This is a genomic window from Nocardioides sp. (assembly GCF_041913365.1).
Lineage (GTDB): Bacteria > Actinomycetota > Actinomycetes > Propionibacteriales > Nocardioidaceae > Nocardioides.
In genome coordinates, this window is the sequence record NZ_JAYSFM010000001.1 from 861951 (window position 1) to 880343 (window position 18393).

Genomic DNA, 18393 nt, shown 5'->3' on the forward strand with positions numbered 1-18393 from the left:
ACGGCACCTGTGATCAGGCCGCGGAGTGGGCCGGGCTCGCCTTCCGGCGCTTCTCGACCCAGCCCAGCGGGTTGGTGAGCGGCTCCAGCACCTTGCGCACCGGCGGGCTGGCCAGCAGCAGGGCCAGGCCGACGGCGCCGAGGACCGTCAGCACCAGGCCGAGGGTCGGGTGGGCGGCGGTGAAGTCGGGCCAGCCCAGGTTCATGACCGTCTTGATCACGAAGCCGTGGAAGAGGTAGATGACCATCGTCGCCGTGCCCATCGTGGTGAACCAGCCCAGCGACCGCCGCGGCACCAGCGACATCGCGGCGAAGGCGCCGAGCAGGCCGACCATCATCACGGTGAGGCGGGTCTGCCAGATGATCTCGTTGTCGATGGGCAGGCTGTTGTAGCCGGTGTCGTACCAGAGCAGCGCCGTCTCGGCCCACGCGTCGGTGTAGAGCGCCATGATGCCGATGCCGACGAGTGCCGGGACGGCCGCCAAGCGCACCCAGACGTCGTCGAGGTGCTTGAGGTGGCGCGGCTTGAGGTGCAGGCCGAGCACGAAGAACGGCAGCAGCCCGAGGAAGCGCGGGATCATCAGCGCCTCGGTGTCCCACAGGCCGCCAGCCAGGCTGACGATGACCGACAGCGGCAGGAAGAGCCAGTGCCGCTTGAGGATCGGCGTGATCAGGCGCCACATCAGCAGGACGATGAGGTACCACATGGTCCAGTGCGGCTCGATCCACAACGGGTACTCGACGCCCTCGCCGACGACGTCGCGACGGAAGTAGAACAGCGCCGGCTCGAAGAGCAGGTAGGGGATCGCGAGCGTGTAGACCAGGCTCTTCATCCGGCGCCGGTCCCACTCGAAGGACTTCGAGAGGTAGCCGCTCACAAAGACGAAGGCCGGGATGTGCCACATGTAGATGAAGTCGTAGACCCAGTGGCTGCCCTGGGTGGCCTCCACGAGCCCGATCGCGTGCCCGACGACGACGAGGGTGACCAGGACCATCTTCACGTTGTCGAGCCAGGGATCTCGGGACGCGGGGGACACGGCGCTCACCGTACTTCACTAGGTTGGAGGCATGGGATCCCTGCCGAGGCGCCAACGCGTGGGGGCGTACGCCGTCATCCTCCGCGAGCGCGGCGGGCTCGTGGAGATCCTCCTGAGCCGCCTCGCGCCGCGGGTCTCGCGCACCGAGCTGTGGACGCTGCCCGGCGGTGGGGTCGACCACGGCGAGGACCCGCGCGACGCCCTGATCCGGGAGGTCCACGAGGAGACCGGGCTGGCCGCGACCATCGGTGACCGGGCTCGCGTCTACAGCGCCCACATGCCCCGGGCGCCGCGGGACGGCCAGCTCGTCGATGCCCACGCGATCCGCATCGTCTACGACGGCTGGGTCGCGCTCGACGCACCCGAGCCCCGCGTCCTCGAGGTCGACGGCTCCACCATGGAGGCGGCCTGGAAGCCCCTCGCCGACGTCGTGTCGAGCACGGTGCCGGTGTCCGCGCTGGTCCTCGAGGCGCTGGTCGACCACCAGCCGTTCCGCCTCCAGCGGGTGGCGGCGTACGCCCTCGTCCTCCGGCAGGCCGGCGGCACCGGGGAGGTGCTCCTCACGCGGCTCTCGCCGCGGGCGGCGCACCCCGGCCAGTGGACGCTCCCCGGCGGCGGCATCGACCACGGCGAGCGTCCCGCCGTCGCGCTGGCGCGCGAGGTCGAGGAGGAGTGCGGCCTGGCCTGCGAGGTCGGCGAGCTGCTCGACGTCCACGACACTCACTTCTCCGGCACCGCGCCCTCGGGCCGGATCGAGGACTTCCACGGCGTGCACCTGCTCTACCGCGCGACGGTCGCCGACGGCGAGCCGCGCGTGGTGGAGGAGGACGGCACCACCGACGCCGTCGCCTGGGTCGACGTGCGCGACGTCGACCGTGGGACGGTGCCCGTGCTCGACCTCGTCCGTCACGCACTCGAGAGGGGCAGCGCATGAGCGAGAACGTCTTCACCTACGCCGCGCCCGGCCTGAAGTTCGGCCGCGGCGCCAGCGAGGAGATCGGCTGGGACGTCCAGCAGCTGTGTGGCGCGACCGCCGAGGGCGGACCGGCACGCCGGGTGCTGCTGGTGACGGACCCCGGGGTCGCCGCCACCGGCCACCCCGACCGCATCGCGGGAGCGATGAGGTCGCGGGGCCTGGACGTGGTGGTCTACGCCGGCGCCCGGGTCGAGCCGACGGACGCCTCGCTCGAGGACGCCATCGCTCACGCGCGGGACGCCGGGCCCTTCGACGCGGTCGTGGCCGTCGGCGGCGGCTCGGCCATCGACACCGCCAAGGCGGTCGACCTGCTGCTGACCAACGACGGCGAGCTGATGGACTACGTCAACGCTCCAGTCGGTGGCGGCCGGGCGCCCGAGCACCCGCTGCTGCCCCTCGTCGCCGTGCCGACCACCACCGGCACGGGTGCCGAGTCCACCACCATCTGCGTGCTCGACGTCCTCGCGCTCAAGGTGAAGACCGGCATCTCCCACGCCCGGCTGCGCCCCACCCTGGCCGTCGTCGACCCCGACCTGACCATGACCCAGCCGGCGATGGTCACCGCCTCCTGCGGGATGGACATCCTCTGCCACGCCCTGGAGAGCTGGACGGCCCGCTGGTTCGGCGACTTCGCGGCCAAGCAGCCCGAGCAGCGCGTGCCCTACTGCGGCGCCAACCCGATCGCGGACATGTGGGCCGAGAAGTCGTTGACGCTCCTCGCCGGCGCCTTCCGACGTGCCGTGCACGACGGGTCCGACCGCGAGGCGCGCGAGCAGATGGCCCTCGCCGCCACCTTCGCCGGCCTCGGCTTCGGCAACGCCGGTGTCCACGTGCCCCATGCCTGCGCCTACCCGATCGCCGGTCGCGTCCGTGACTACCGTCCCGAGGGCTACCCGCCCGACGAGCCGATCGTGCCGCACGGCATGGCCGTGGTGATGACGGCGCCGGCCGCCTTCGACCTCACCTTCGACGCCTCGCCCGACCGGCACCGGCGGGCCGCCGAGCTGCTCGGCGGTGAGGGCGAGCCGCTGCCCGACGTGCTCCGCGGTCTGATGCGCGACGTGGGACTTCCCAGCGGGCTCGCCGAGCTCGGCTACGGCTCGGCCGACGTCGACGACCTGGTCGAGGGCGCGCTCAAGCAGCAGCGGCTCCTGGCCACCGCCCCGATCGACGTCACCGCCGACGACCTGGCGACGGTCTTCCGGCGCTCGCTCGAGCACTGGTGAGTCTCGAGCACGGCTGAGCAGCGGGCCCGGTGGCGCCCAGGGGAGGGATCTGGGCACTCTGTCCTGAGCACCGGCTTGCTGCGATGACCCGCGCCGATCGCAGGAAGCTGGTGCCGTCGACGCAGTGCTCCAGCCGGAACGCGACGCCGCACCGGTGCGACACTGAAGTGGCCTGTGGACGAGCGTTCGCCGCGCCCGCGATGGGCCTAGCGTCGCCGGATGGACCGAGACGACGGGCTGACCCCGCACGACTGGCTGACGCAGCGCGCCGCGGCTCAAGTCCTGCACGAGGACCTGGGCATCCACCCCGAGCGCACGGCGCCTGCTCGTCGCCGGGCTGATCGGCCGGCCGCGGGGACCTCGCTGGCCTGCTTCCACAGGCGTGACCGCGTGGATGCATTCGTCGAGGCGCAGCGCTCGCGGCCACCGATCCCGGTGCCCGACCGCAACCTGGTGATCGTGCGGGTCGGCAACGGTCGGGTGCGGTTCGGCTCGACGGAGCAGCACCAGCTCGACCGGCTGTCCGAGGGGTGGCGGATGTCGTCGACGTGGCGAGTCCTGTGCCGCGCCGTGCTCGACGTGGGGGCGCATCCGGTGGGGTTCCTCGTGACGCTCGGCGGCTATGTCGTGAGCGGCGCCGACATCCTCGGAGCCGAGTGGATGGGCAACGACATCGAGGGCGCCGACCATGACAGCGTCTCGCCCCTGCTCACGCGATTCGACCTGAGGCCGCCCGGCGAGTGGTACGAGGCGTGGCGCGGCCGGCTGCTGCCGACCAGTGCCGGCGGTGCGGCCCTGCGGGTCTGGCCGCTGGGGTGGCCGGCGCCGTGGGACCGCGCGCAGCGGTCACTAGGATGAGGGCATGAACCCCCGCCACCGCCGACTCGTGATCCCGGTGGCGCTGGGGGCGTTGATCCTCATCGTCGTCCTCGCCGCGGTCCTGTGAGCACCGCCCCCGCTCCGACCGACGAGTGGGCGCGTGTCCGGGACGCGGTCCTCGACGCCGACCACCTCGTGCGGGCGCTGGCGAGCGGGCGCCGCAAGGGCCAGCCGGTGCCCACGCTGGACGGCCGGGAGGTCCGGCGCGCGGAGGTCCGCGTGGTCGACCTGAAGGCGGGCCGCCACCTGCAGGTGACGACGTACGACGCCACGCAGGCGCACACGGCCAACCACCTGGTCGGCGAGGCCGCGGCCTCTGCGGTCGACGCACTGCTGGCCCAGCCGTTCGCCAACTGGCACGTCGACACCAGCGCGGAGACGCTCCAGCTGCGGGTGACCAAGAAGGGTGTCCCGATGCTGCACGCGTCCGCCCGCTCCGGTGAGACGGACCTGTCCCGCGAGCACGACCGGCCCAAGGACCGGCTGCTGGCGGAGGACCACCCGGTGCTCCGGGCGCTCGGCATCAGCGACGCCCAGGGGCGGGTGAAGCCGAGCCGGCAGGCGAAGTACCGCCAGGTGGAGGAGTTCGTCCGGCTGCTCGACGCCAGCCTGACCGAGGCGATCGAGCAGGGTCACGTCCGCACCCCGACCTCCGACGACCCGCTGCGGATCGTCGACCTGGGCTGCGGCAACGCTTACCTGACCTTCGCTGCCCACGCCTACCTCAGCGACCGCATGCCGGTGCGGATGACCGGCGTCGACGTCAAGCAGCAGTCGGCGGACCACAACTCGGCCGTCGCCGGGGGCCTGGGCATCGAGGCCGACTTCGTGGTCGGGTCGATCGCCGACGCGACGCTCGAGCGGACGCCCGACGTCGTGCTCGCGCTGCACGCCTGCGACACCGCCACCGACGACGCGCTGGCCCGCGCGGTGGAGTGGGAGGCCGCGCTGGTGCTGGCGGCGCCCTGCTGCCACCACGACATCGCCGCCCAGCTCCGCGCCACCGAGACCCCCGAGCCGTACGCCATGCTCACCCGCCACGGCATCCTGCGAGAGCGGTTCGCCGACACCCTCACCGACGCGCTGCGTGCCACCCTGCTGCGGCGCGAGGGCTACCGGGTCGACGTGGTGGAGTTCGTGGAGAGCGCCCACACCCCGCGCAACACGCTCCTGCGCGCCGTGCGGACGCCGGGCGGCGCGGGCAGCGGCGAGGGAGCCGCGCGGGAGTACGACGAGCTGCTCGCCGCGTGGGGCGTGCACCCCAGGCTGGGCGAGCTGCTCGACCGGTGAGCGATCAGCCGGTGAGCTGTCAGCCCGTGAAGAGGGCCGAGGCCTTCACCAGGGTCTGCCACAGGCCGTAGGCCAGCGGGATGCCGACCAGCAGCCAGGCCAGGCCCACCTGCACCGGGCTCGTGGGTGTCTCGTCGGTGCTCATCGGGTGGCCTCCTGCCGGTCGGTGGCGTGGTCGTCGTCGGCGGCGTGCGCGTCCTCGTCGAAGTGCGTCTCGGCGACCGGCCTGATCATCAGGTTGGCCAGGAAGCCCACCGCGAGCACGCCGACCATGGTGAGCAGGGCGGGGCGGTAGTCGGCGGCCACGAGGTTGCCCGGCTCGCCCACGGAGTCGAGGATGCCGTTGACGATGAGCGGTCCGGCGACGCCGGCGGCGGCCCACGCGGTGAGCAGGCGGCCGTGGATGGCGCCGACCTCGAGCGTCCCGAACAGGTCCTTGAGGTAGGCCGGCACGGTCGCGAAGCCGCCCCCGTAGTAGGAGATGATCACGACCGCGAGGGCCACGAAGACGACGGTGGAGCTGCTGCCGAAGAGGGCGAGGAGCAGGTAGAGCACCAGGCCCACGCCGAGGTAGATGACGTACGTCGGCTTGCGCCCGATGTGGTCCGAGAGGCTCGACCACACGAAGCGGCCCAGCATGTTGGCCAGTGACAGCACGCCGACGAACCCGCCAGCGGCGGCCGCCGAGACCGAGCTCTCGCCGCCCTCGCGGAAGAAGTCCTGGATCATCGGGGCGGCCTGCTCGAGGATGCCGATGCCCGCGGTCACGTTGCAGAACAGCACCACCCACAACAACCAGAACTGGGGCGTGCGGATCGCCTGCGACGCACGCACGAGCGCACCGTTGGACCCGGGGGAGTGCTCGGCGGTGTCGTCGTCACCGTGGCCGGGTGGCACGCGGACGAGGGCGGCGCCGACCAGCATGAAGGCGGTGTAGACGACGCCGAGCGTGACGAAGGTCTGCGCCAGCGAGGTGCCCGAGGCCACGGCGCCCGGCTCGGTGGAGACGAAGTCGGGGTCGTAGAGAGCCATCAGCCGGTTGGACAGCGGGGAGGCGATGAGGGCGCCGCCGCCGAATCCCATGATCGCCATGCCGGTGGCCAGGCCCGGCCGGTCCGGGAACCACTTGATCAGCGTCGAGACCGGCGAGATGTAGCCGATGCCGAGGCCGATGCCGCCGATCACGCCGTATCCGAGGTAGAGCAGCCACAGCTGCCCGCTGGCGATGCCGGCCGACCCGACCATGAAGCCGACGCCCCAGCACAGGGCGGCGGCGAGCATCGCCTTGCGTGGCCCGGACCGCTCGACCCACGTGCCGAGCACGGCAGCGGACAGGCCGAGCATCACGATCGCCAGCGAGAAGACCCACCCGATGGCCGTGAGGCTGGTGTCGAAGCTGGCGACCAGGGAGTTCTTGAAGACCGAGAACGCGTAGACCTGGCCGATGGAGAGGTGGACGGCGAGGGCGGCCGGGGGGATCAGCCAGCGGCTGTAGCCCGGGCGTGCGACGATCGCCTGCTTGTCGAGACGCGACATGCGCATCCTTTCCCGAGAGGACCCTCGTCACGGTACGGACGGGTGGTTGACCTGTCATCCACACCTAGGGATGGGCTGCGGCGAGCGGTCGTACGACGACGGCCACCGGCGCGCGGCTACCGTGTGGGCGTGAGGGGACGGGCTCTGCTGGCGGCTGCGGTGGTCGCGGCGCCGTTCCTGATGGGCGCCGCCGCCGGACCGCCGGGTGCCGCCGACCGGACGGCGTTCCGCTTCGGCGACCCCGAGATCGTCGAGTCGAGCGGTCTCGCGGTGGTCGACCGTCTGGTCGTGACCACCAACGACTCGGGGGACTCCGGACGGGTCTTCGCTGTCGACCCCGCCACGGGCAGGACAGCCGGCACGACGTCGTGGACCCCGGAGCCGCTCGACGTCGAGGCGCTCGCGCCGGCCGGCCGGGCGCACGTGTGGGTGGGCGACATCGGCGACAACCGCCACGTGCGCGACTCCGTCGACGTGCTGCGGGTGCCCGTCGGCAGGGGCGATCTGACCACCACCCCGGAGTCCTACGAGCTCGTCTACCCCGACGGCCCGCGCGACGCCGAGGCCCTGGTGAGCCACCCGCTGACGGGGCGGCTCCACGTCATCACCAAGGGCGTCTTCGCCGGCACCGTGTACGCCGCTCCGCTGCGGCTGAGCCCGGACCGGCCCAACCGACTGGAGGAGGTCGGCGAGGCGCCGGGCCTGGTCACCGACGCGACGTTCCTGCCGGGCGGGGGAGGCGTGGTGGTGCGCACCTACTCCCGGGCCTACCTCGCCGCGTTCCCCTCGTGGCAGGAGGTGTCGTCCTGGGACCTGCCGTCGCAGGACCAGGGTGAGGGAGTGGCGCTGTCGGGGCGCGACCTGCTCCTCAGCACCGAGGGCGCCCGCTCGCGCGTCCTCGCGGTGCCGCTGCCGCCGGAGGCCGGCGCCACGGACCTCCGGTCGCCGGCGTGGACGGCGCTGCGCTGGCTCGCGACGGCCCGCGGCATCCCGCTCTGACCACCCGCTCTAGGCGAGCGCCGCGTCGAGCGCGGCCTGGACGTGGAGCGTGGTGCACGGGAAGACCGGCAGCTCGACGTCGGCCTGCTTGACCAGCAGCTCGAGCTCGGTGCAGCCGAGGAGCACGCCGCCGGCTCCGGCGTCCCAGAGCTCCTCGATGATCGACACGACCCGGCTGCGGGTGCGCGGCAGCACCACGCCGTGCACCAGCTCCTCGTAGATCGCGTCGTTGAGGACGTCGTGGTGGTGCTCGTCGGGCACGATCACCGACAGCCCGTGGCCGGCGAGCCGGTCGACGAAGAACGACTCCGACATGGCGACCTTGGTGCCGATCAGCCCGACGGTCGTCACGCCCGAGGCCTTCACGGCCTCGGCGACCACGTCGGCGAGGTGCAGGACCGGGATGTCGACGGCCTCCTCCACCTGGTCGGCGACCTTGTGGAAGGTGGTGGTGCAGAGCAGCAGGAAGTCGGCACCTGCCCGCTCGACCCCGCGGGCCGCGTCGGCGAGCAGCGTGCCGACCTGGTCCCAGCGCTCCTCGTCCTCGAGGTGGGTCACCTCGGCGAAGTCGACCGTGGTCAGCGCCAGCTTGGGCGAGGAGAGCCCGCCGAGGCGCTCGCGCATCCCGAGGTTGAGGTCGCGGTAGTAGGCCGCGCTGCTCTCCCAGCTCATCCCGCCGACGAGTCCGATGGTCTTCACGCGCGGCAGTCTCCCACGACTCAGGACCGATGCACCTTGTGTGCCGCTGCTTGGGCGCGCGGCTTGATCACCAGCTCGTCGATGTCGACGTGGGAGGGCCGGGTGGCGACCCAGGCGATGGCGTCGGCGACGTCCTCGGCGACCAGCGGCTGGTCCACGCCGGCGTACACGGCGTCGGCCTTCTCCTGGTCGCCGCCGAAGCGCACGAGCGAGAACTCGTCGGTGCGCACCATGCCGGGCGCGACCTCGGTGATCCGGATCGGCTCGCCGTTGAGCTCGAGGCGCAGCGTCTCGGTCACGACCTTCACGCCGTGCTTGGCCGCCGTGTAGCCGCCACCGCCCTCGTAGGCCCAGCGGCCCGCGGTCGACCCGACGTTGACGATCACGCCGTCACCGCTGGCCCGGAGCGCGGGCAGCAGCGCCTTGGTCACCCGGACCAGCCCGAGCACGTTGACGTCGTACATCCAGCGCCACGCGTCGAGGTCGGCGCCGTCCACGCGGTCGGTGCCGACCGCGCCGCCGGCGTTGTTGACCAGCACGTGGCACTCGGGCACGGCCGCGGCCAGCGCTGCCACCGAGTCGGCGTCGGTGATGTCGCAGGTGATCGCCTCGCCGCCGATCTCGTCGGCGAGGTCGGCGATCCGGTCCGTGCGCCGGGCGGCGCACACGACGCGGAACCCCTGCGCGGCCAGGGCGCGGGCGGTCGCGGCGCCGATGCCGCTCGAGGCGCCGGTGACGACGGCGGTGCGGGGGCGGGTCTGCTCCAGGCTCATGGATCCATCCTGCCAAGATGTCCCCGTGATCATCGCGGCGGCCGACGGTTCGGCACTCGGCAACCCCGGCCCGGCCGGCTGGGCGTGGTACGTCGACGACGCCCGGTGGGCCTCCGGCGGCTGGAAGCACGGCACCAACAACATGGGCGAGCTGATGGCCGTCCTCGACCTGCTCCAGCAGACCGCGCACCTCGACGACGACCTCCACGTCTTCTGCGACAGCAAGTACGTCATCGACTCGGTCACCAAGTGGATGCCGGGCTGGAAGCGCAAGGGCTGGAAGAAGAGCGACGGCAAGCCGGTCCTCAACGTCGAGCTGATGAAGGCGATCGACGCGGCCATGGAGGGACGCAGGGACCGGGTCCGCTTCGAGTGGGTCAAGGGCCACGCCGGCCATGAGCTCAACGAGGCGGCCGACCAGCGCGCCAACGCCGCCGCGACGGCGTACCAGCGCGGCGTCGAGCCGGACGCCGGCCCCGGCTTCACCGGCAGCAGCACCGCGCACCCGGCCGCCACGGTCGGGCAGGTCGAGGAGGAGCCCGACCTCTTCAGCGACCTCGGCGGCGAGCCGACACCCACCGACGAGGAGCACGTCGTCGCGCTGGAGCGCTCGCTGCTGGGCGACGAGGTCCGCTCGGACCGGGCCGCCGTGGCCGCGCTGCTGCACCCGGACTGGCAGGAGGTCGGCCGGTCGGGCCGTCTCTGGACCCGCGACGAGATCCTCGACGAGATCGGCCCGATCGAGCCGGTCGGCTTCGAGGTGGTCTCGACCTCGCGGCTGGGCCCCGACACGATCCTGCTGCTGTGGCGCACGACGACCGACGAGCGCTCCACCCTGCGCAGCACGCTGTGGGTGCGCAGCGGCGGGCAGTGGCAGGCGCGCTTCCACCAGGGCACCGACGAACCGTGAGGTAGGTCTCACCCCGGCCCTCGTGGCACACTCGTCCGATGCCCCCCGCAAAGCTTGCTGCCTCAGCTGCACTTCTCGGCGGTGTGCTGTGGATCCTCCACGCCCTCCTCGGTGGGGGCAGTGACCCGCTGCCCAGCACCCTGCACTTCGTCGGCCTCGCCGCCCTGCTCCTCGCCGCCGCCGCCTTCGGCAGCACGCTGGTGAAGAGCGACGCCGTGGCGATGCGCGTCGTCGTCGCCTTCGCGTCCGCGCTCCTCGTGCTCTCGCTGATCGAGGCGTTCCGGATGTCCGACACCCCGTGGTACGACGGGTTCTGGGGGGCCGTCGCCGCGCTCCTCGGCGGTGTCGCCCTGCTCCGCAGCCGCGGCCGCGCCCCCGGGCGTCCCCCGGCCGGCGCCCACGCCCGCTGACGTACGTCACACGACCGCCCGGGAATCTCCGGGCGGCTCACGAGGTTGTGCCCTAGGTGTCCATTTCGGGGTACGTGGACGCAGACCGAAGGAGACGAGCGTGGGCGAGCGGGTGGCCATGATCAGCCTGCACACCTCACCCCTGGACCAGCCCGGCACGGGCGACGCCGGGGGCATGAACGTCTACGTCATCGAGCTCTCCAAGCGGCTCGCCGCCCAGGGCATCGAGGTCGACGTCTTCACCCGGGCCACGTCCTCCCAGCTCCCGCAGGTCGTCGAGGCAGCCGACGGCGTGCTCGTGCGCCACGTCGCGGCGGGTCCCTTCGAGGGCCTGACCAAGGGGGAGCTGCCCGGCCAGCTGTGCACCTTCGCCCGCGAGGTGCTGCGTGCGGAGGCCATGCAGCCGCTCGGCCACTACGACGCCGTGCACTCCCACTACTGGCTCTCCGGCCAGGTCGGGGCGCTCGCCCGCGACCGCTGGAACGTGCCGCTCGTGCACTCGATGCACACCATGGCCAAGGTGAAGAACGAGGCCCTCGCCGAGGGCGACACCCCCGAGCCCGTCTCCCGGGTGATCGGGGAGGAGCAGGTCGTGGAGGCGGCCGACCTGCTGGTGGCCAACACCGACACCGAGGCCCGCCAGCTCATCGACCTCTACGGCGCCAGCCCTGACGCCGTCGAGGTGATCCACCCCGGCGTCGACCTCTCGGTGTTCACGCCGCGCGACCGCGCGGAGGCCCGCCGTGAGCTCGACCTGCCCGAGGACGCGGTCGTGCTGATGTTCGCCGGCCGGATCCAGCCGCTCAAGGCGCCCGACGTGCTGCTGCGGGCGGTCGACGTGCTGCTCGAGCAGGACCCCTCGCTGCGCGGCCGCCTCGTGGTGCCGGTCGTGGGCGGTCCGTCGGGCTCCGGGCTGGAGCACCCCACCTCCCTGGCCGACCTCGCCGCCGACCTCGACATCGCCGACGTGGTGCGCTTCGTCCCCCCGGTGACCCAGCACGAGCTGGCCGTGTGGGCCGCGGCGGCCACGGCCGTCGCCGTGCCGTCGTACAACGAGTCCTTCGGCCTCGTCGCCGTCGAGGCCCAGGCGAGCGGCACCCCCGTGGTGGCCGCGGCCGTCGGCGGGCTGACCACCGTGGTCGAGGACGGCGTCAGCGGGTTGCTGGTCGACACCCACGAGCCCCGCGACTGGGCGGCGAGCCTGCGTCGGCTGATCGACGACCCGGTCCTCGTCGAGCGACTGGGCGCGGGCGCGGTCGCGCACGCCCAGGAGTTCTCGTGGGAGCGCACCGCGGAGCGGACGCTCGAGGCCTACTCCCGGGCCAGTGGCCGGATGCGGACCGAGCTTGCCTCATGATGACCGCATGAGCGCGGTCGAGGTCCTGCGGGCCTACCTGGTCGACAACGGGATCGAGCACGAGGAGATCGGCGAGGGGTCGTTCTCGCTCACGCTGCCGGGGGAGAAGAAGCTCCAGACCCCCGTCCGCCTCGACGTGGGGTCGCACGCGCTCGGCGTGCACGCCTTCGTGTGCCGCAACCCCGACGAGAACCACGCGCGCGTCCACCGCTGGCTGCTCGAGCGCAACCTCAGGATGTACGCCGTCTCCTTCGCGGTGGACCGCCACGGGGACATCTACCTCGAGGCCCGGCTGCCGCTGGCTGCGGTCGACCCCGACGAGCTCGACCGGGTCCTCGGGTCCGTGCTGGCCAACGCCGACGAGTCGTTCAACGCCATCCTCGAGCTCGGCTTCGCCACCTCGATCCGCAAGGAGTGGGAGTGGCGGATCTCGCGCGGCGAGTCCACCCGCAACCTCGAGGCCTTCCGCGGCTGGCTGGAGGCCGGGTCGGACCCCGACCCGCAGCAGCCCTAGACCCTCAAGGCTGGGCGCGCACGACCGGCGTGCGCCGGGTCATCAGCACGCCGACGATCGCGAGCGCGCCGCCGAGGAAGGTCAGCGACGGCGGCACCTCGTCGATGAGCAGCCACGCGATCACGGTCGCGATGCCCGGCACGAGGAACGTGGTGAGGGACAGCTTGCCGGCGTCGGTGTGCGTCAGCGCGTAGGCCCACGTGGTGAAGGCGACCGCGGTGGGCAGGACGCCGAGGTAGACGATCCACCACAGCTCGGCGCCACCGTCCGCGACGATGCCCGGCAGGTCGGTCGCGAAGGGCAGGCAGGTCGCCGCGCCCATCAGGAACGACACGAGCACGACCTGCACCGAGGGGATGCGGCGGAGCAGGACCTTCTGGGTCAGCACGCCGACGGCGTACATCGCCGCGGCGACGAGCACGAGCACCACGCCGAGCACGCTGGCTCCGGCGTCCGTGGTCGAGCCGCGCGCGATGACTGCGACGCCGGCGAAGCCCACGACCATCCCCGCCAGCAGCCACCGGTGCATCCGCTCCCCGAAGAGCGGCACCGCCAGGAGCGCCACGATGACGGGGCCGATCTGGATGATCATCGCCGCGGTGCCGGCGTCGACGTGCCGTTCGCCGGCGTTGAGGGCGAGGTTGTAGATGCCGAACCAGCCGACGCCACCCAGGGCGAGGAGACCCCACTCGCGCAGCGTCGGCCGGACCCAGCCCTTGCGCAGGACCAGCGGCAGCACGACGAGCGCGGCCACCAGCAGCCGGCCGGCGCCCAGCGCCCCCGGGCTGACGTCGTGGGCGACGTGGCGGATGACGACGAAGGCCGACGCCCACATGACCAGCGTGACGCCACAGGCCGCCAGCGGGAGCCAGGAAGCGGGCGCCGAGGTGGTGCCGGTGCGGGGGGCGTCGGTCGTCGTCGTCACGGGTCAAGGCTACGGACGGTCATGACGACCGGCCAGCGCATTTCGGACGCCGTACGCCGAGATCCCGCCGAGCCTGAGCAGGCTCAGAGGTCCAGCTTGTAGCCCAGCCCGCGGACGGTGACGAGGTACCTCGGCTCGCCCGGGTCGGGCTCGAGCTTGGCGCGCAGCCGCTTCACGTGGACGTCGAGGGTCTTGGTGTCGCCGACGTAGTCGGAGCCCCAGACCCGGTCGATGAGCTGGCCGCGGGTGAGCACCCGCCCCGGGTTGCGGAGGAACATCTCGAGGAGCTCGAACTCCTTGAGCGGCAGGCGCTGCTCGGTGCCGTCGACGGTGACGACGTGGCGCTCGACGTCCATCCGGACCGGACCGGCCTCGAGGGTGTCGGGCATCAGGTCGGGCTCCTGGCCGCGGCGCAGCACCGCGCGGATGCGGGCGACCAGCTCGCGGGGCGAGTACGGCTTGGTGACGTAGTCGTCGGCGCCGAGCTCGAGGCCGACCACCTTGTCGACCTCGTCGTCCTTCGCGCTGACCATGATCACCGGGGTCGAGGACGACTGCCGGATCTGGCGGCACACCTCGGTGCCCGGGACGCCGGGCAGCATCAGGTCGAGCAGGACGATGTCGGGACCGAACCGGTCGAACTCGGTGAGGGCGGTGTTGCCGTCGGCGGCGATCGCCACCTCGTAGCCCTCCTTGCGGAGCATGTAGGCGAGCGCGTCGCTGTAGCTCTCTTCGTCCTCGACGACGAGTACGCGGGTCATCTGTGGATCTCCTGCTGGTTCGTGCGGGTGGTGGGTTCGGGGGTGGCGGGCTGCGGCTTCGGGGGCACGACGACCTCGACGGGCGTGGTGGTCCGTCCCGAGCCGGGCTGGGAGTTGCGGGGGAGCGTGAGGGTGAACGTCGAGCCCTGGCCCTGCACGGACCACACCGAGATGTCGCCGCCGTGGGTGGCTGCGACGTGCTTGACGATCGCCAGGCCGAGGCCGGTGCCGCCGGTGGACCGGTGGCGGGCGGGGTCGACGCGGTAGAAGCGCTCGAAGATGCGGTCGATGTCCTCGGCCGGGATGCCGATGCCCTGGTCGACGACCGAGATCTGCACCTGCTCGCCCTCGGAGCGGGTGGTCACCACGACCCGCGAGCCGTGGTTGGAGTAGGCGACGGCGTTGGCGACCAGGTTGCTGATCGCGGCGCCGATCTGCTCCTGGGAGCCGAAGACCTCCAGGCCGTGCTCACCGCGCGACTCCACGCTGATCTCCTTGGCGGCCGCCTCCATGGCGCTGGTGTCGACGGCGGTGGCGACGGCAGCGTCGAGGTCGACCATCACCGGCGTCTCCAGCGGGTCGTGGCCCTGGAGGCGGGACAGCTCGATGATCTGCTGCACCAGGCGCGAGAGCCGGTCGCTCTCGGTGAGCATCCGGGTCGCGAAGCGCTGCACGGCCTCGGGGTCGTCGGAGGCGTCCGTGACGGCCTCGGCGAGCAGTCGGATCGCGCCGACCGGGGTCTTGAGCTCGTGGCTCACGTTGGCCACGAAGTCGCGCCGCACGGCCTCCACGCGCCGCTCGCGCGTGCGGTCCTCGACCAGTGCCAGGACCAGGCGGGAGCCCAGCGGCGCCACGCGGGCGGTCAGCGTGCGTGCCGTGCCGCCGTCGGCGGCGGGCAGGTCGAGCTCGCTCTCGCGGATCTGGCCGTCCCGGCGGACCTGCGCGATCATGTCGAGCAGCTCGGGGGCGACGAGGGTGTTGCCGCGCACCAGCCCGAAGGCGTACGCCGGTGCGGACGCCTTGAGGACGTGGTCGGACTCGTCGACGACGACGGCGCTGGAGCGCAGGATGCTGAGCACGGCGGCCACGCCGGCCTGCACGACCGGCTCCTCCACCGCTGGCATGGTGTGGCGCTGGCGGTCGCTGATGTGCCAGGCGAGCACGGCACCACCGGCCACGACGGCCCCGATGATCGCGGCCAACCCGGCCTGCATCGTCGGATCCACGCTCACCATCGTACGCATCGCGCGGCCGCGACCAGCCTCGTTGGACGCCCGGCCCCGAGTGTTCACGCGCCGTTCATCGGGCACGCACATCTGTTCGCTTCGGCTGCCTACAGTGCCCGCATGCGTGAGGCTTTCCATGACCAGCTCGACGGCATCTTCGCCGACCTCTCCGAGATCTGCGGACAGGTCGAGGTCGCCGTGCGCGAGGCCACCAAGGCACTGATGACCGGTGACGTGCACACCGCCGACCAGGTGATCAGCAACGACAAGGTGATCGACGCCGCCCGCGAGCGCGTCGACGACACGGCGTTCTCGCTGCTGTCGCTCCAGCAGCCGGTGGCCGGCGACCTGCGGGTCATCGTCTCGGCGCTGCGGATGGTGAGCGAGCTCGAGCGGATGGGCGACCTCTCGGTGCACGTCGCCAAGATCGCCCGCCTGCGCGTGCCGTCGGTGGCGGTGCCCGACGAGCTGCGCCCGACGATGGAGAAGATGGCCGCCACGGCCGAGGACATGGTGCGCCGCGTGCGCAGCATCATCGTGGACCGCGACGTCGACGCCGCCATCGAGCTCGGTCGCGACGACGAGGTGATGGACCAGCTGCGCCGCCGGAGCTTCACCGAGCTGCTGTCCAACGACTGGCAGCACGGCGTCGAGGCCGCGGTCGACGTCGCCCTGCTCGGTCGCTACTACGAGCGCATCGCCGACCACGCCGTGTCGGTCGCCAACCGCGTGGTCTTCGTCGTCACCGGCGAGGTGCCGGCGCGCGACTGACGTACGTCGTCGGCGTGGTGGCTACCGACCCTGGTTGGCCACGGCGGCCGCGGCCTCGGCGGCGGCCTCGGGGTCGAGGTACTCGCCACCGGCGACGGTCGGCTTCAGCGACTCGTCGAGGCGGTAGACCAGCGGCATGCCCGTCGGGATGTTGAGGGCGGCGATGTCCTCGTCGGAGATGCCGTCGAGGTGCTTGACCAGCGCGCGGAGGCTGTTGCCGTGGGCGGCCACCAGCACGGTCTTGCCGGACTCGAGGTCGGGCACGATCTCGGCCTCCCAGTAGGGGAGGAAGCGCGCGATGACGTCCTTGAGGCACTCGGTGCGCGGCAGCTCGTCGCCGAGGTCGGCGTAGCGTGGGTCGCCGGCCTGGGAGTACTCGTCGGAGTCGTCCAGGGGCGGGGGAGGCGTGTCGAAGGAGCGGCGCCAGAGCATGAACTGCTCCTCGCCGTACTCCTCGAGCGTCTGCTTCTTGTCCTTGCCCTGCAGGGCGCCGTAGTGGCGCTCGTTGAGGCGCCAGGACCGCTTGACCGGGATCCAGTGGCGGTCGGCGGCGTCGAGGGCGAGGGCCGCGGTGTTGATGGCGCGCCGCTGCAGCGAGGTGTGGACCACGTCGGGGAGCACGCCGGACTCGCGGATCAGCTGGCCCCCGCGGACCGCCTCGCCCTCACCCTTCTCGGTGAGCGCGACGTCGACCCATCCGGTGAACAGGTTCTTGGCGTTCCACTCGCTCTCGCCGTGGCGGAGCAGGACCAGCGTGTAGGTCATGACGCGTCCATGCCTTCCCAGTAGCCGGAGTCGTCGGCGACGACGGGGACCTTCATCGTGACCCGCTCGCCGTTGCCGAAGTCGAGCGCGAGGGGAACGAAGTCGCCGGCGGTGAAGTCGCCGGTCAGCACGACGTCGGCGGCGGGGTCGGCCAGGTTGACCAGGCCGCCCGGCGCGATCGTGATGGGCTCGAACTCGGCGGCCTCGACGGTGGTGCCCTCGTCGCCCGAGACGCCGGTGAAGCTCTGCTCGGCCTCGGGGTCGTTGTTGGACAGCGACGCCACGAACGTGCCCGAGCCCTCGGCCGCGGACACGACGACGGCGGAGAGGACGTCGACGTCGCCCTCGCGGTTGTTGGCGCCGCCGGCCGGGGTGTAGTCACGATCGGTCGCGTAGTCGAATCCGCACGAGGACAGCGGAACGGCGAGCGCGAGAACCGCTGCGGCGGTCGCGAGAGGTCGAAGCTGCATGGCCCACAGCCTAGCGTCGGCTCAGGTCAGCCCGACGCTCCGCCCTGCGATCAGGATCCCGACCACGACGAGGGCGGTGTAGACGCCGGCCGCGACCAGCAGTCGGGGGGTGCCGATGCGCAGCGCGAGCACCAGCGGGAGCGAGCGCTCGCCCGCCTCGTGGTCGTGCACCAGCCCCGGGAGCGCGACCAGCAGGTGCACGCCGAGACCCAGCGCGGCGGCCAGTCCGATCATCGCCGCGGTGGGAGGCGTCGACGTACCGACCCCGTCCCAGCCGCCGTAGGCGAGGAAGGCCGGGTAGAAGGAGAAGCTCACCATCCACGGCAGGAACGACACGGGGCGGGCGTGGAGGAGCCAGTCACCGGCGGCGGAGACCACGAGCAGGGAGAGGTACGCCAGCCCGGCGCTGCGGCCGTGGGCGACCGCGAGGGGCACGACGAGCAGCACCGCGCAGGTGAGGGCGAACCACACGGTGCCGGGGTCCAGCCGCCCGGTGCTGAGCGGCTTGTCGGGGCGGTGCCGCTGGTCACGCCCGCGGTCGGCGAGGTCGTCGGCGAGCCCGAGGACCGCCTGCCCGACCAGCACCGTCGCCGCCACGAGCCCCACCTCGCGCAGCGGGCGCCCGGCGACCGCGGCCGCCGTCGCCACGGCGGCTGCGGTGGCGATCGCCTGGCGCGGGTGCGCGGCACGGACGAGGAGCAGCGCAGGGGGCGTCGGCATGGGCCGAAGTATGTCCCACGGGGCACCTCGTGACGTGGGTCGCACCACAGGGACATGCCATCTGTCAAGCCCGGATGTGGCCTCTGACCTGCGCAAACGCGTCGGGAGCCCATTCGAACCCGTGTTAGAATGGACACCTAGGAAGGGGAA

General features: G+C 72.3%; 21 protein-coding genes. 10 read left to right on the forward strand and 11 right to left on the reverse strand.

Annotation, left to right across the window (positions count from 1 at the left end; all coding sequences use genetic code 11):
* Window positions 1-13: 13 nt before the first annotated feature.
* On the reverse strand, window positions 14-1036 hold the full coding sequence (locus ACE3QY_RS04255) for an acyltransferase family protein (protein ID WP_374454753.1): 1023 nt from the start codon (window positions 1034-1036) through the stop codon (window positions 14-16).
* A 31-nt stretch (window positions 1037-1067) separates the two neighbouring features.
* Here ACE3QY_RS04255 and ACE3QY_RS04260 point away from each other — a divergent pair, with 31 nt between their 5' ends.
* From ACE3QY_RS04260 to ACE3QY_RS04275, 4 genes are all read left to right on the forward strand, one after another.
* A complete protein-coding gene (locus tag ACE3QY_RS04260) occupies window positions 1068-1970 on the forward strand; it encodes an NUDIX domain-containing protein (protein ID WP_374454754.1) in 903 nt (300 codons plus the stop codon).
* The gene (locus tag ACE3QY_RS04265) at window positions 1967-3238 is read left to right on the forward strand and encodes a hydroxyacid-oxoacid transhydrogenase (RefSeq protein ID WP_374454755.1); all 1272 of its coding nucleotides are present in this window, start codon (window positions 1967-1969) and stop codon (window positions 3236-3238) included. Before ACE3QY_RS04260 ends, ACE3QY_RS04265 begins: the two co-directional genes overlap by 4 nt.
* Before the next feature lie 219 nt (window positions 3239-3457).
* Window positions 3458-4096, forward strand: coding sequence for a hypothetical protein (locus tag ACE3QY_RS04270; protein WP_374454756.1), 639 nt, complete (start codon window positions 3458-3460; stop codon window positions 4094-4096).
* An 84-nt stretch (window positions 4097-4180) separates the two neighbouring features.
* Window positions 4181-5407 carry an SAM-dependent methyltransferase gene (locus tag ACE3QY_RS04275; RefSeq protein ID WP_374454757.1) on the forward strand — a complete coding sequence of 409 codons (1227 nt, stop codon included), beginning with the start codon at window positions 4181-4183 and terminating at the stop codon, window positions 5405-5407.
* Between the two features lie 19 nt (window positions 5408-5426).
* On the opposite strand, the gene ACE3QY_RS04280 is transcribed toward ACE3QY_RS04275, so the two are convergent.
* Window positions 5427-5552 (reverse strand): hypothetical protein, encoded by a 126-nt coding sequence (locus ACE3QY_RS04280; RefSeq protein ID WP_374454758.1) that lies wholly within the window; start codon window positions 5550-5552, stop codon window positions 5427-5429.
* Window positions 5549-6943 carry an OFA family MFS transporter gene (locus ACE3QY_RS04285; RefSeq protein WP_374454759.1) on the reverse strand — a complete coding sequence of 465 codons (1395 nt, stop codon included), beginning with the start codon at window positions 6941-6943 and terminating at the stop codon, window positions 5549-5551. The genes ACE3QY_RS04280 and ACE3QY_RS04285 overlap by 4 nt, the downstream gene beginning before the upstream one ends.
* A gap of 129 nt (window positions 6944-7072) precedes the next feature.
* Between ACE3QY_RS04285 and ACE3QY_RS04290 the strand changes: the two genes are divergently transcribed.
* Window positions 7073-7942 carry a hypothetical protein gene (locus ACE3QY_RS04290; RefSeq protein WP_374454760.1) on the forward strand — a complete coding sequence of 290 codons (870 nt, stop codon included), beginning with the start codon at window positions 7073-7075 and terminating at the stop codon, window positions 7940-7942.
* A 9-nt stretch (window positions 7943-7951) separates the two neighbouring features.
* Here ACE3QY_RS04290 and ACE3QY_RS04295 read toward each other — a convergent pair whose 3' ends face one another.
* A complete protein-coding gene (locus ACE3QY_RS04295) occupies window positions 7952-8641 on the reverse strand; it encodes an aspartate/glutamate racemase family protein (protein ID WP_374454761.1) in 690 nt (229 codons plus the stop codon).
* A 20-nt stretch (window positions 8642-8661) separates the two neighbouring features.
* Window positions 8662-9414, reverse strand: a complete 753-nt coding sequence (locus ACE3QY_RS04300) for an SDR family NAD(P)-dependent oxidoreductase (RefSeq protein WP_374454762.1) — start codon at window positions 9412-9414, stop codon at window positions 8662-8664.
* Between the two features lie 25 nt (window positions 9415-9439).
* Here ACE3QY_RS04300 and ACE3QY_RS04305 point away from each other — a divergent pair, with 25 nt between their 5' ends.
* From ACE3QY_RS04305 to ACE3QY_RS04320, 4 genes are all read left to right on the forward strand, one after another.
* A complete protein-coding gene (locus tag ACE3QY_RS04305) occupies window positions 9440-10324 on the forward strand; it encodes an RNase H family protein (RefSeq protein WP_374454763.1) in 885 nt (294 codons plus the stop codon).
* A 38-nt stretch (window positions 10325-10362) separates the two neighbouring features.
* Window positions 10363-10734 carry a hypothetical protein gene (locus ACE3QY_RS04310; protein WP_374454764.1) on the forward strand — a complete coding sequence of 124 codons (372 nt, stop codon included), beginning with the start codon at window positions 10363-10365 and terminating at the stop codon, window positions 10732-10734.
* A gap of 100 nt (window positions 10735-10834) precedes the next feature.
* Window positions 10835-12091 carry a D-inositol-3-phosphate glycosyltransferase gene (gene mshA / locus ACE3QY_RS04315; RefSeq protein WP_374454765.1) on the forward strand — a complete coding sequence of 419 codons (1257 nt, stop codon included), beginning with the start codon at window positions 10835-10837 and terminating at the stop codon, window positions 12089-12091.
* Between the two features lie 7 nt (window positions 12092-12098).
* The gene (locus tag ACE3QY_RS04320) at window positions 12099-12605 is read left to right on the forward strand and encodes a YbjN domain-containing protein (protein ID WP_374454766.1); all 507 of its coding nucleotides are present in this window, start codon (window positions 12099-12101) and stop codon (window positions 12603-12605) included.
* Window positions 12606-12609: 4 nt separating this feature from the next.
* Here ACE3QY_RS04320 and ACE3QY_RS04325 read toward each other — a convergent pair whose 3' ends face one another.
* From ACE3QY_RS04325 to ACE3QY_RS04335, 3 genes are all read right to left on the reverse strand, one after another.
* On the reverse strand, window positions 12610-13530 hold the full coding sequence (locus tag ACE3QY_RS04325; RefSeq protein ID WP_374454767.1) for a DMT family transporter: 921 nt from the start codon (window positions 13528-13530) through the stop codon (window positions 12610-12612).
* Window positions 13531-13613: 83 nt separating this feature from the next.
* Entirely contained in the window at window positions 13614-14291 is a 678-nt protein-coding gene (locus ACE3QY_RS04330; protein WP_374454768.1) for a response regulator, read from the reverse strand.
* Window positions 14288-15517: a sensor histidine kinase gene (locus tag ACE3QY_RS04335; protein WP_374454769.1), complete on the reverse strand. Its 1230-nt coding sequence runs from the start codon at window positions 15515-15517 to the stop codon at window positions 14288-14290. The genes ACE3QY_RS04330 and ACE3QY_RS04335 overlap by 4 nt, the downstream gene beginning before the upstream one ends.
* A gap of 120 nt (window positions 15518-15637) precedes the next feature.
* Between ACE3QY_RS04335 and phoU the strand changes: the two genes are divergently transcribed.
* Window positions 15638-16288, forward strand: coding sequence for a phosphate signaling complex protein PhoU (gene phoU, locus ACE3QY_RS04340; protein WP_374454770.1), 651 nt, complete (start codon window positions 15638-15640; stop codon window positions 16286-16288).
* Between the two features lie 21 nt (window positions 16289-16309).
* Here the strand turns inward: phoU and ACE3QY_RS04345 are convergent, their stop codons facing one another.
* Genes ACE3QY_RS04345 through ACE3QY_RS04355 form a run of 3 tightly spaced genes read right to left on the reverse strand, consistent with a single transcriptional unit; the run spans window position 16310 to window position 18243 of the window.
* Window positions 16310-17053 (reverse strand): phosphoglyceromutase, encoded by a 744-nt coding sequence (locus ACE3QY_RS04345; RefSeq protein WP_374454771.1) that lies wholly within the window; start codon window positions 17051-17053, stop codon window positions 16310-16312.
* Window positions 17050-17523, reverse strand: a complete 474-nt coding sequence (locus ACE3QY_RS04350) for a hypothetical protein (protein ID WP_374454772.1) — start codon at window positions 17521-17523, stop codon at window positions 17050-17052. Before ACE3QY_RS04350 ends, ACE3QY_RS04345 begins: the two co-directional genes overlap by 4 nt.
* Window positions 17524-17544: 21 nt before the next feature.
* A complete protein-coding gene (locus ACE3QY_RS04355; protein ID WP_374454773.1) occupies window positions 17545-18243 on the reverse strand; it encodes a UbiA family prenyltransferase in 699 nt (232 codons plus the stop codon).
* Between the last annotated feature and the right edge of the window lie 150 nt (window positions 18244-18393).

Excerpts from the sequence above, each read along its gene's own strand:
- ACE3QY_RS04260 (WP_374454754.1), top strand. The coding sequence starts at position 1,068 with ATGGGATCCCTGCCGAGGCGCCAACGCGTGGGGGCGTACGCCGTCATC.
- ACE3QY_RS04265 (WP_374454755.1), top strand. The coding sequence starts at position 1,967 with ATGAGCGAGAACGTCTTCACCTACGCCGCGCCCGGCCTGAAGTTCGGC.
- ACE3QY_RS04270 (WP_374454756.1), top strand. The coding sequence starts at position 3,458 with ATGGACCGAGACGACGGGCTGACCCCGCACGACTGGCTGACGCAGCGC.
- ACE3QY_RS04280 (WP_374454758.1), bottom strand. The coding sequence starts at position 5,552 with ATGAGCACCGACGAGACACCCACGAGCCCGGTGCAGGTGGGCCTGGCC.
- ACE3QY_RS04285 (WP_374454759.1), bottom strand. The coding sequence starts at position 6,943 with ATGTCGCGTCTCGACAAGCAGGCGATCGTCGCACGCCCGGGCTACAGC.
- ACE3QY_RS04300 (WP_374454762.1), bottom strand. The coding sequence starts at position 9,414 with ATGAGCCTGGAGCAGACCCGCCCCCGCACCGCCGTCGTCACCGGCGCC.
- ACE3QY_RS04310 (WP_374454764.1), top strand. The coding sequence starts at position 10,363 with ATGCCCCCCGCAAAGCTTGCTGCCTCAGCTGCACTTCTCGGCGGTGTG.
- ACE3QY_RS04320 (WP_374454766.1), top strand. The coding sequence starts at position 12,099 with ATGAGCGCGGTCGAGGTCCTGCGGGCCTACCTGGTCGACAACGGGATC.
- ACE3QY_RS04330 (WP_374454768.1), bottom strand. The coding sequence starts at position 14,291 with ATGACCCGCGTACTCGTCGTCGAGGACGAAGAGAGCTACAGCGACGCG.
- phoU (WP_374454770.1), top strand. The coding sequence starts at position 15,638 with ATGCGTGAGGCTTTCCATGACCAGCTCGACGGCATCTTCGCCGACCTC.
- ACE3QY_RS04345 (WP_374454771.1), bottom strand. The coding sequence starts at position 17,053 with ATGACCTACACGCTGGTCCTGCTCCGCCACGGCGAGAGCGAGTGGAAC.
- ACE3QY_RS04350 (WP_374454772.1), bottom strand. The coding sequence starts at position 17,523 with ATGCAGCTTCGACCTCTCGCGACCGCCGCAGCGGTTCTCGCGCTCGCC.
- ACE3QY_RS04355 (WP_374454773.1), bottom strand. The coding sequence starts at position 18,243 with ATGCCGACGCCCCCTGCGCTGCTCCTCGTCCGTGCCGCGCACCCGCGC.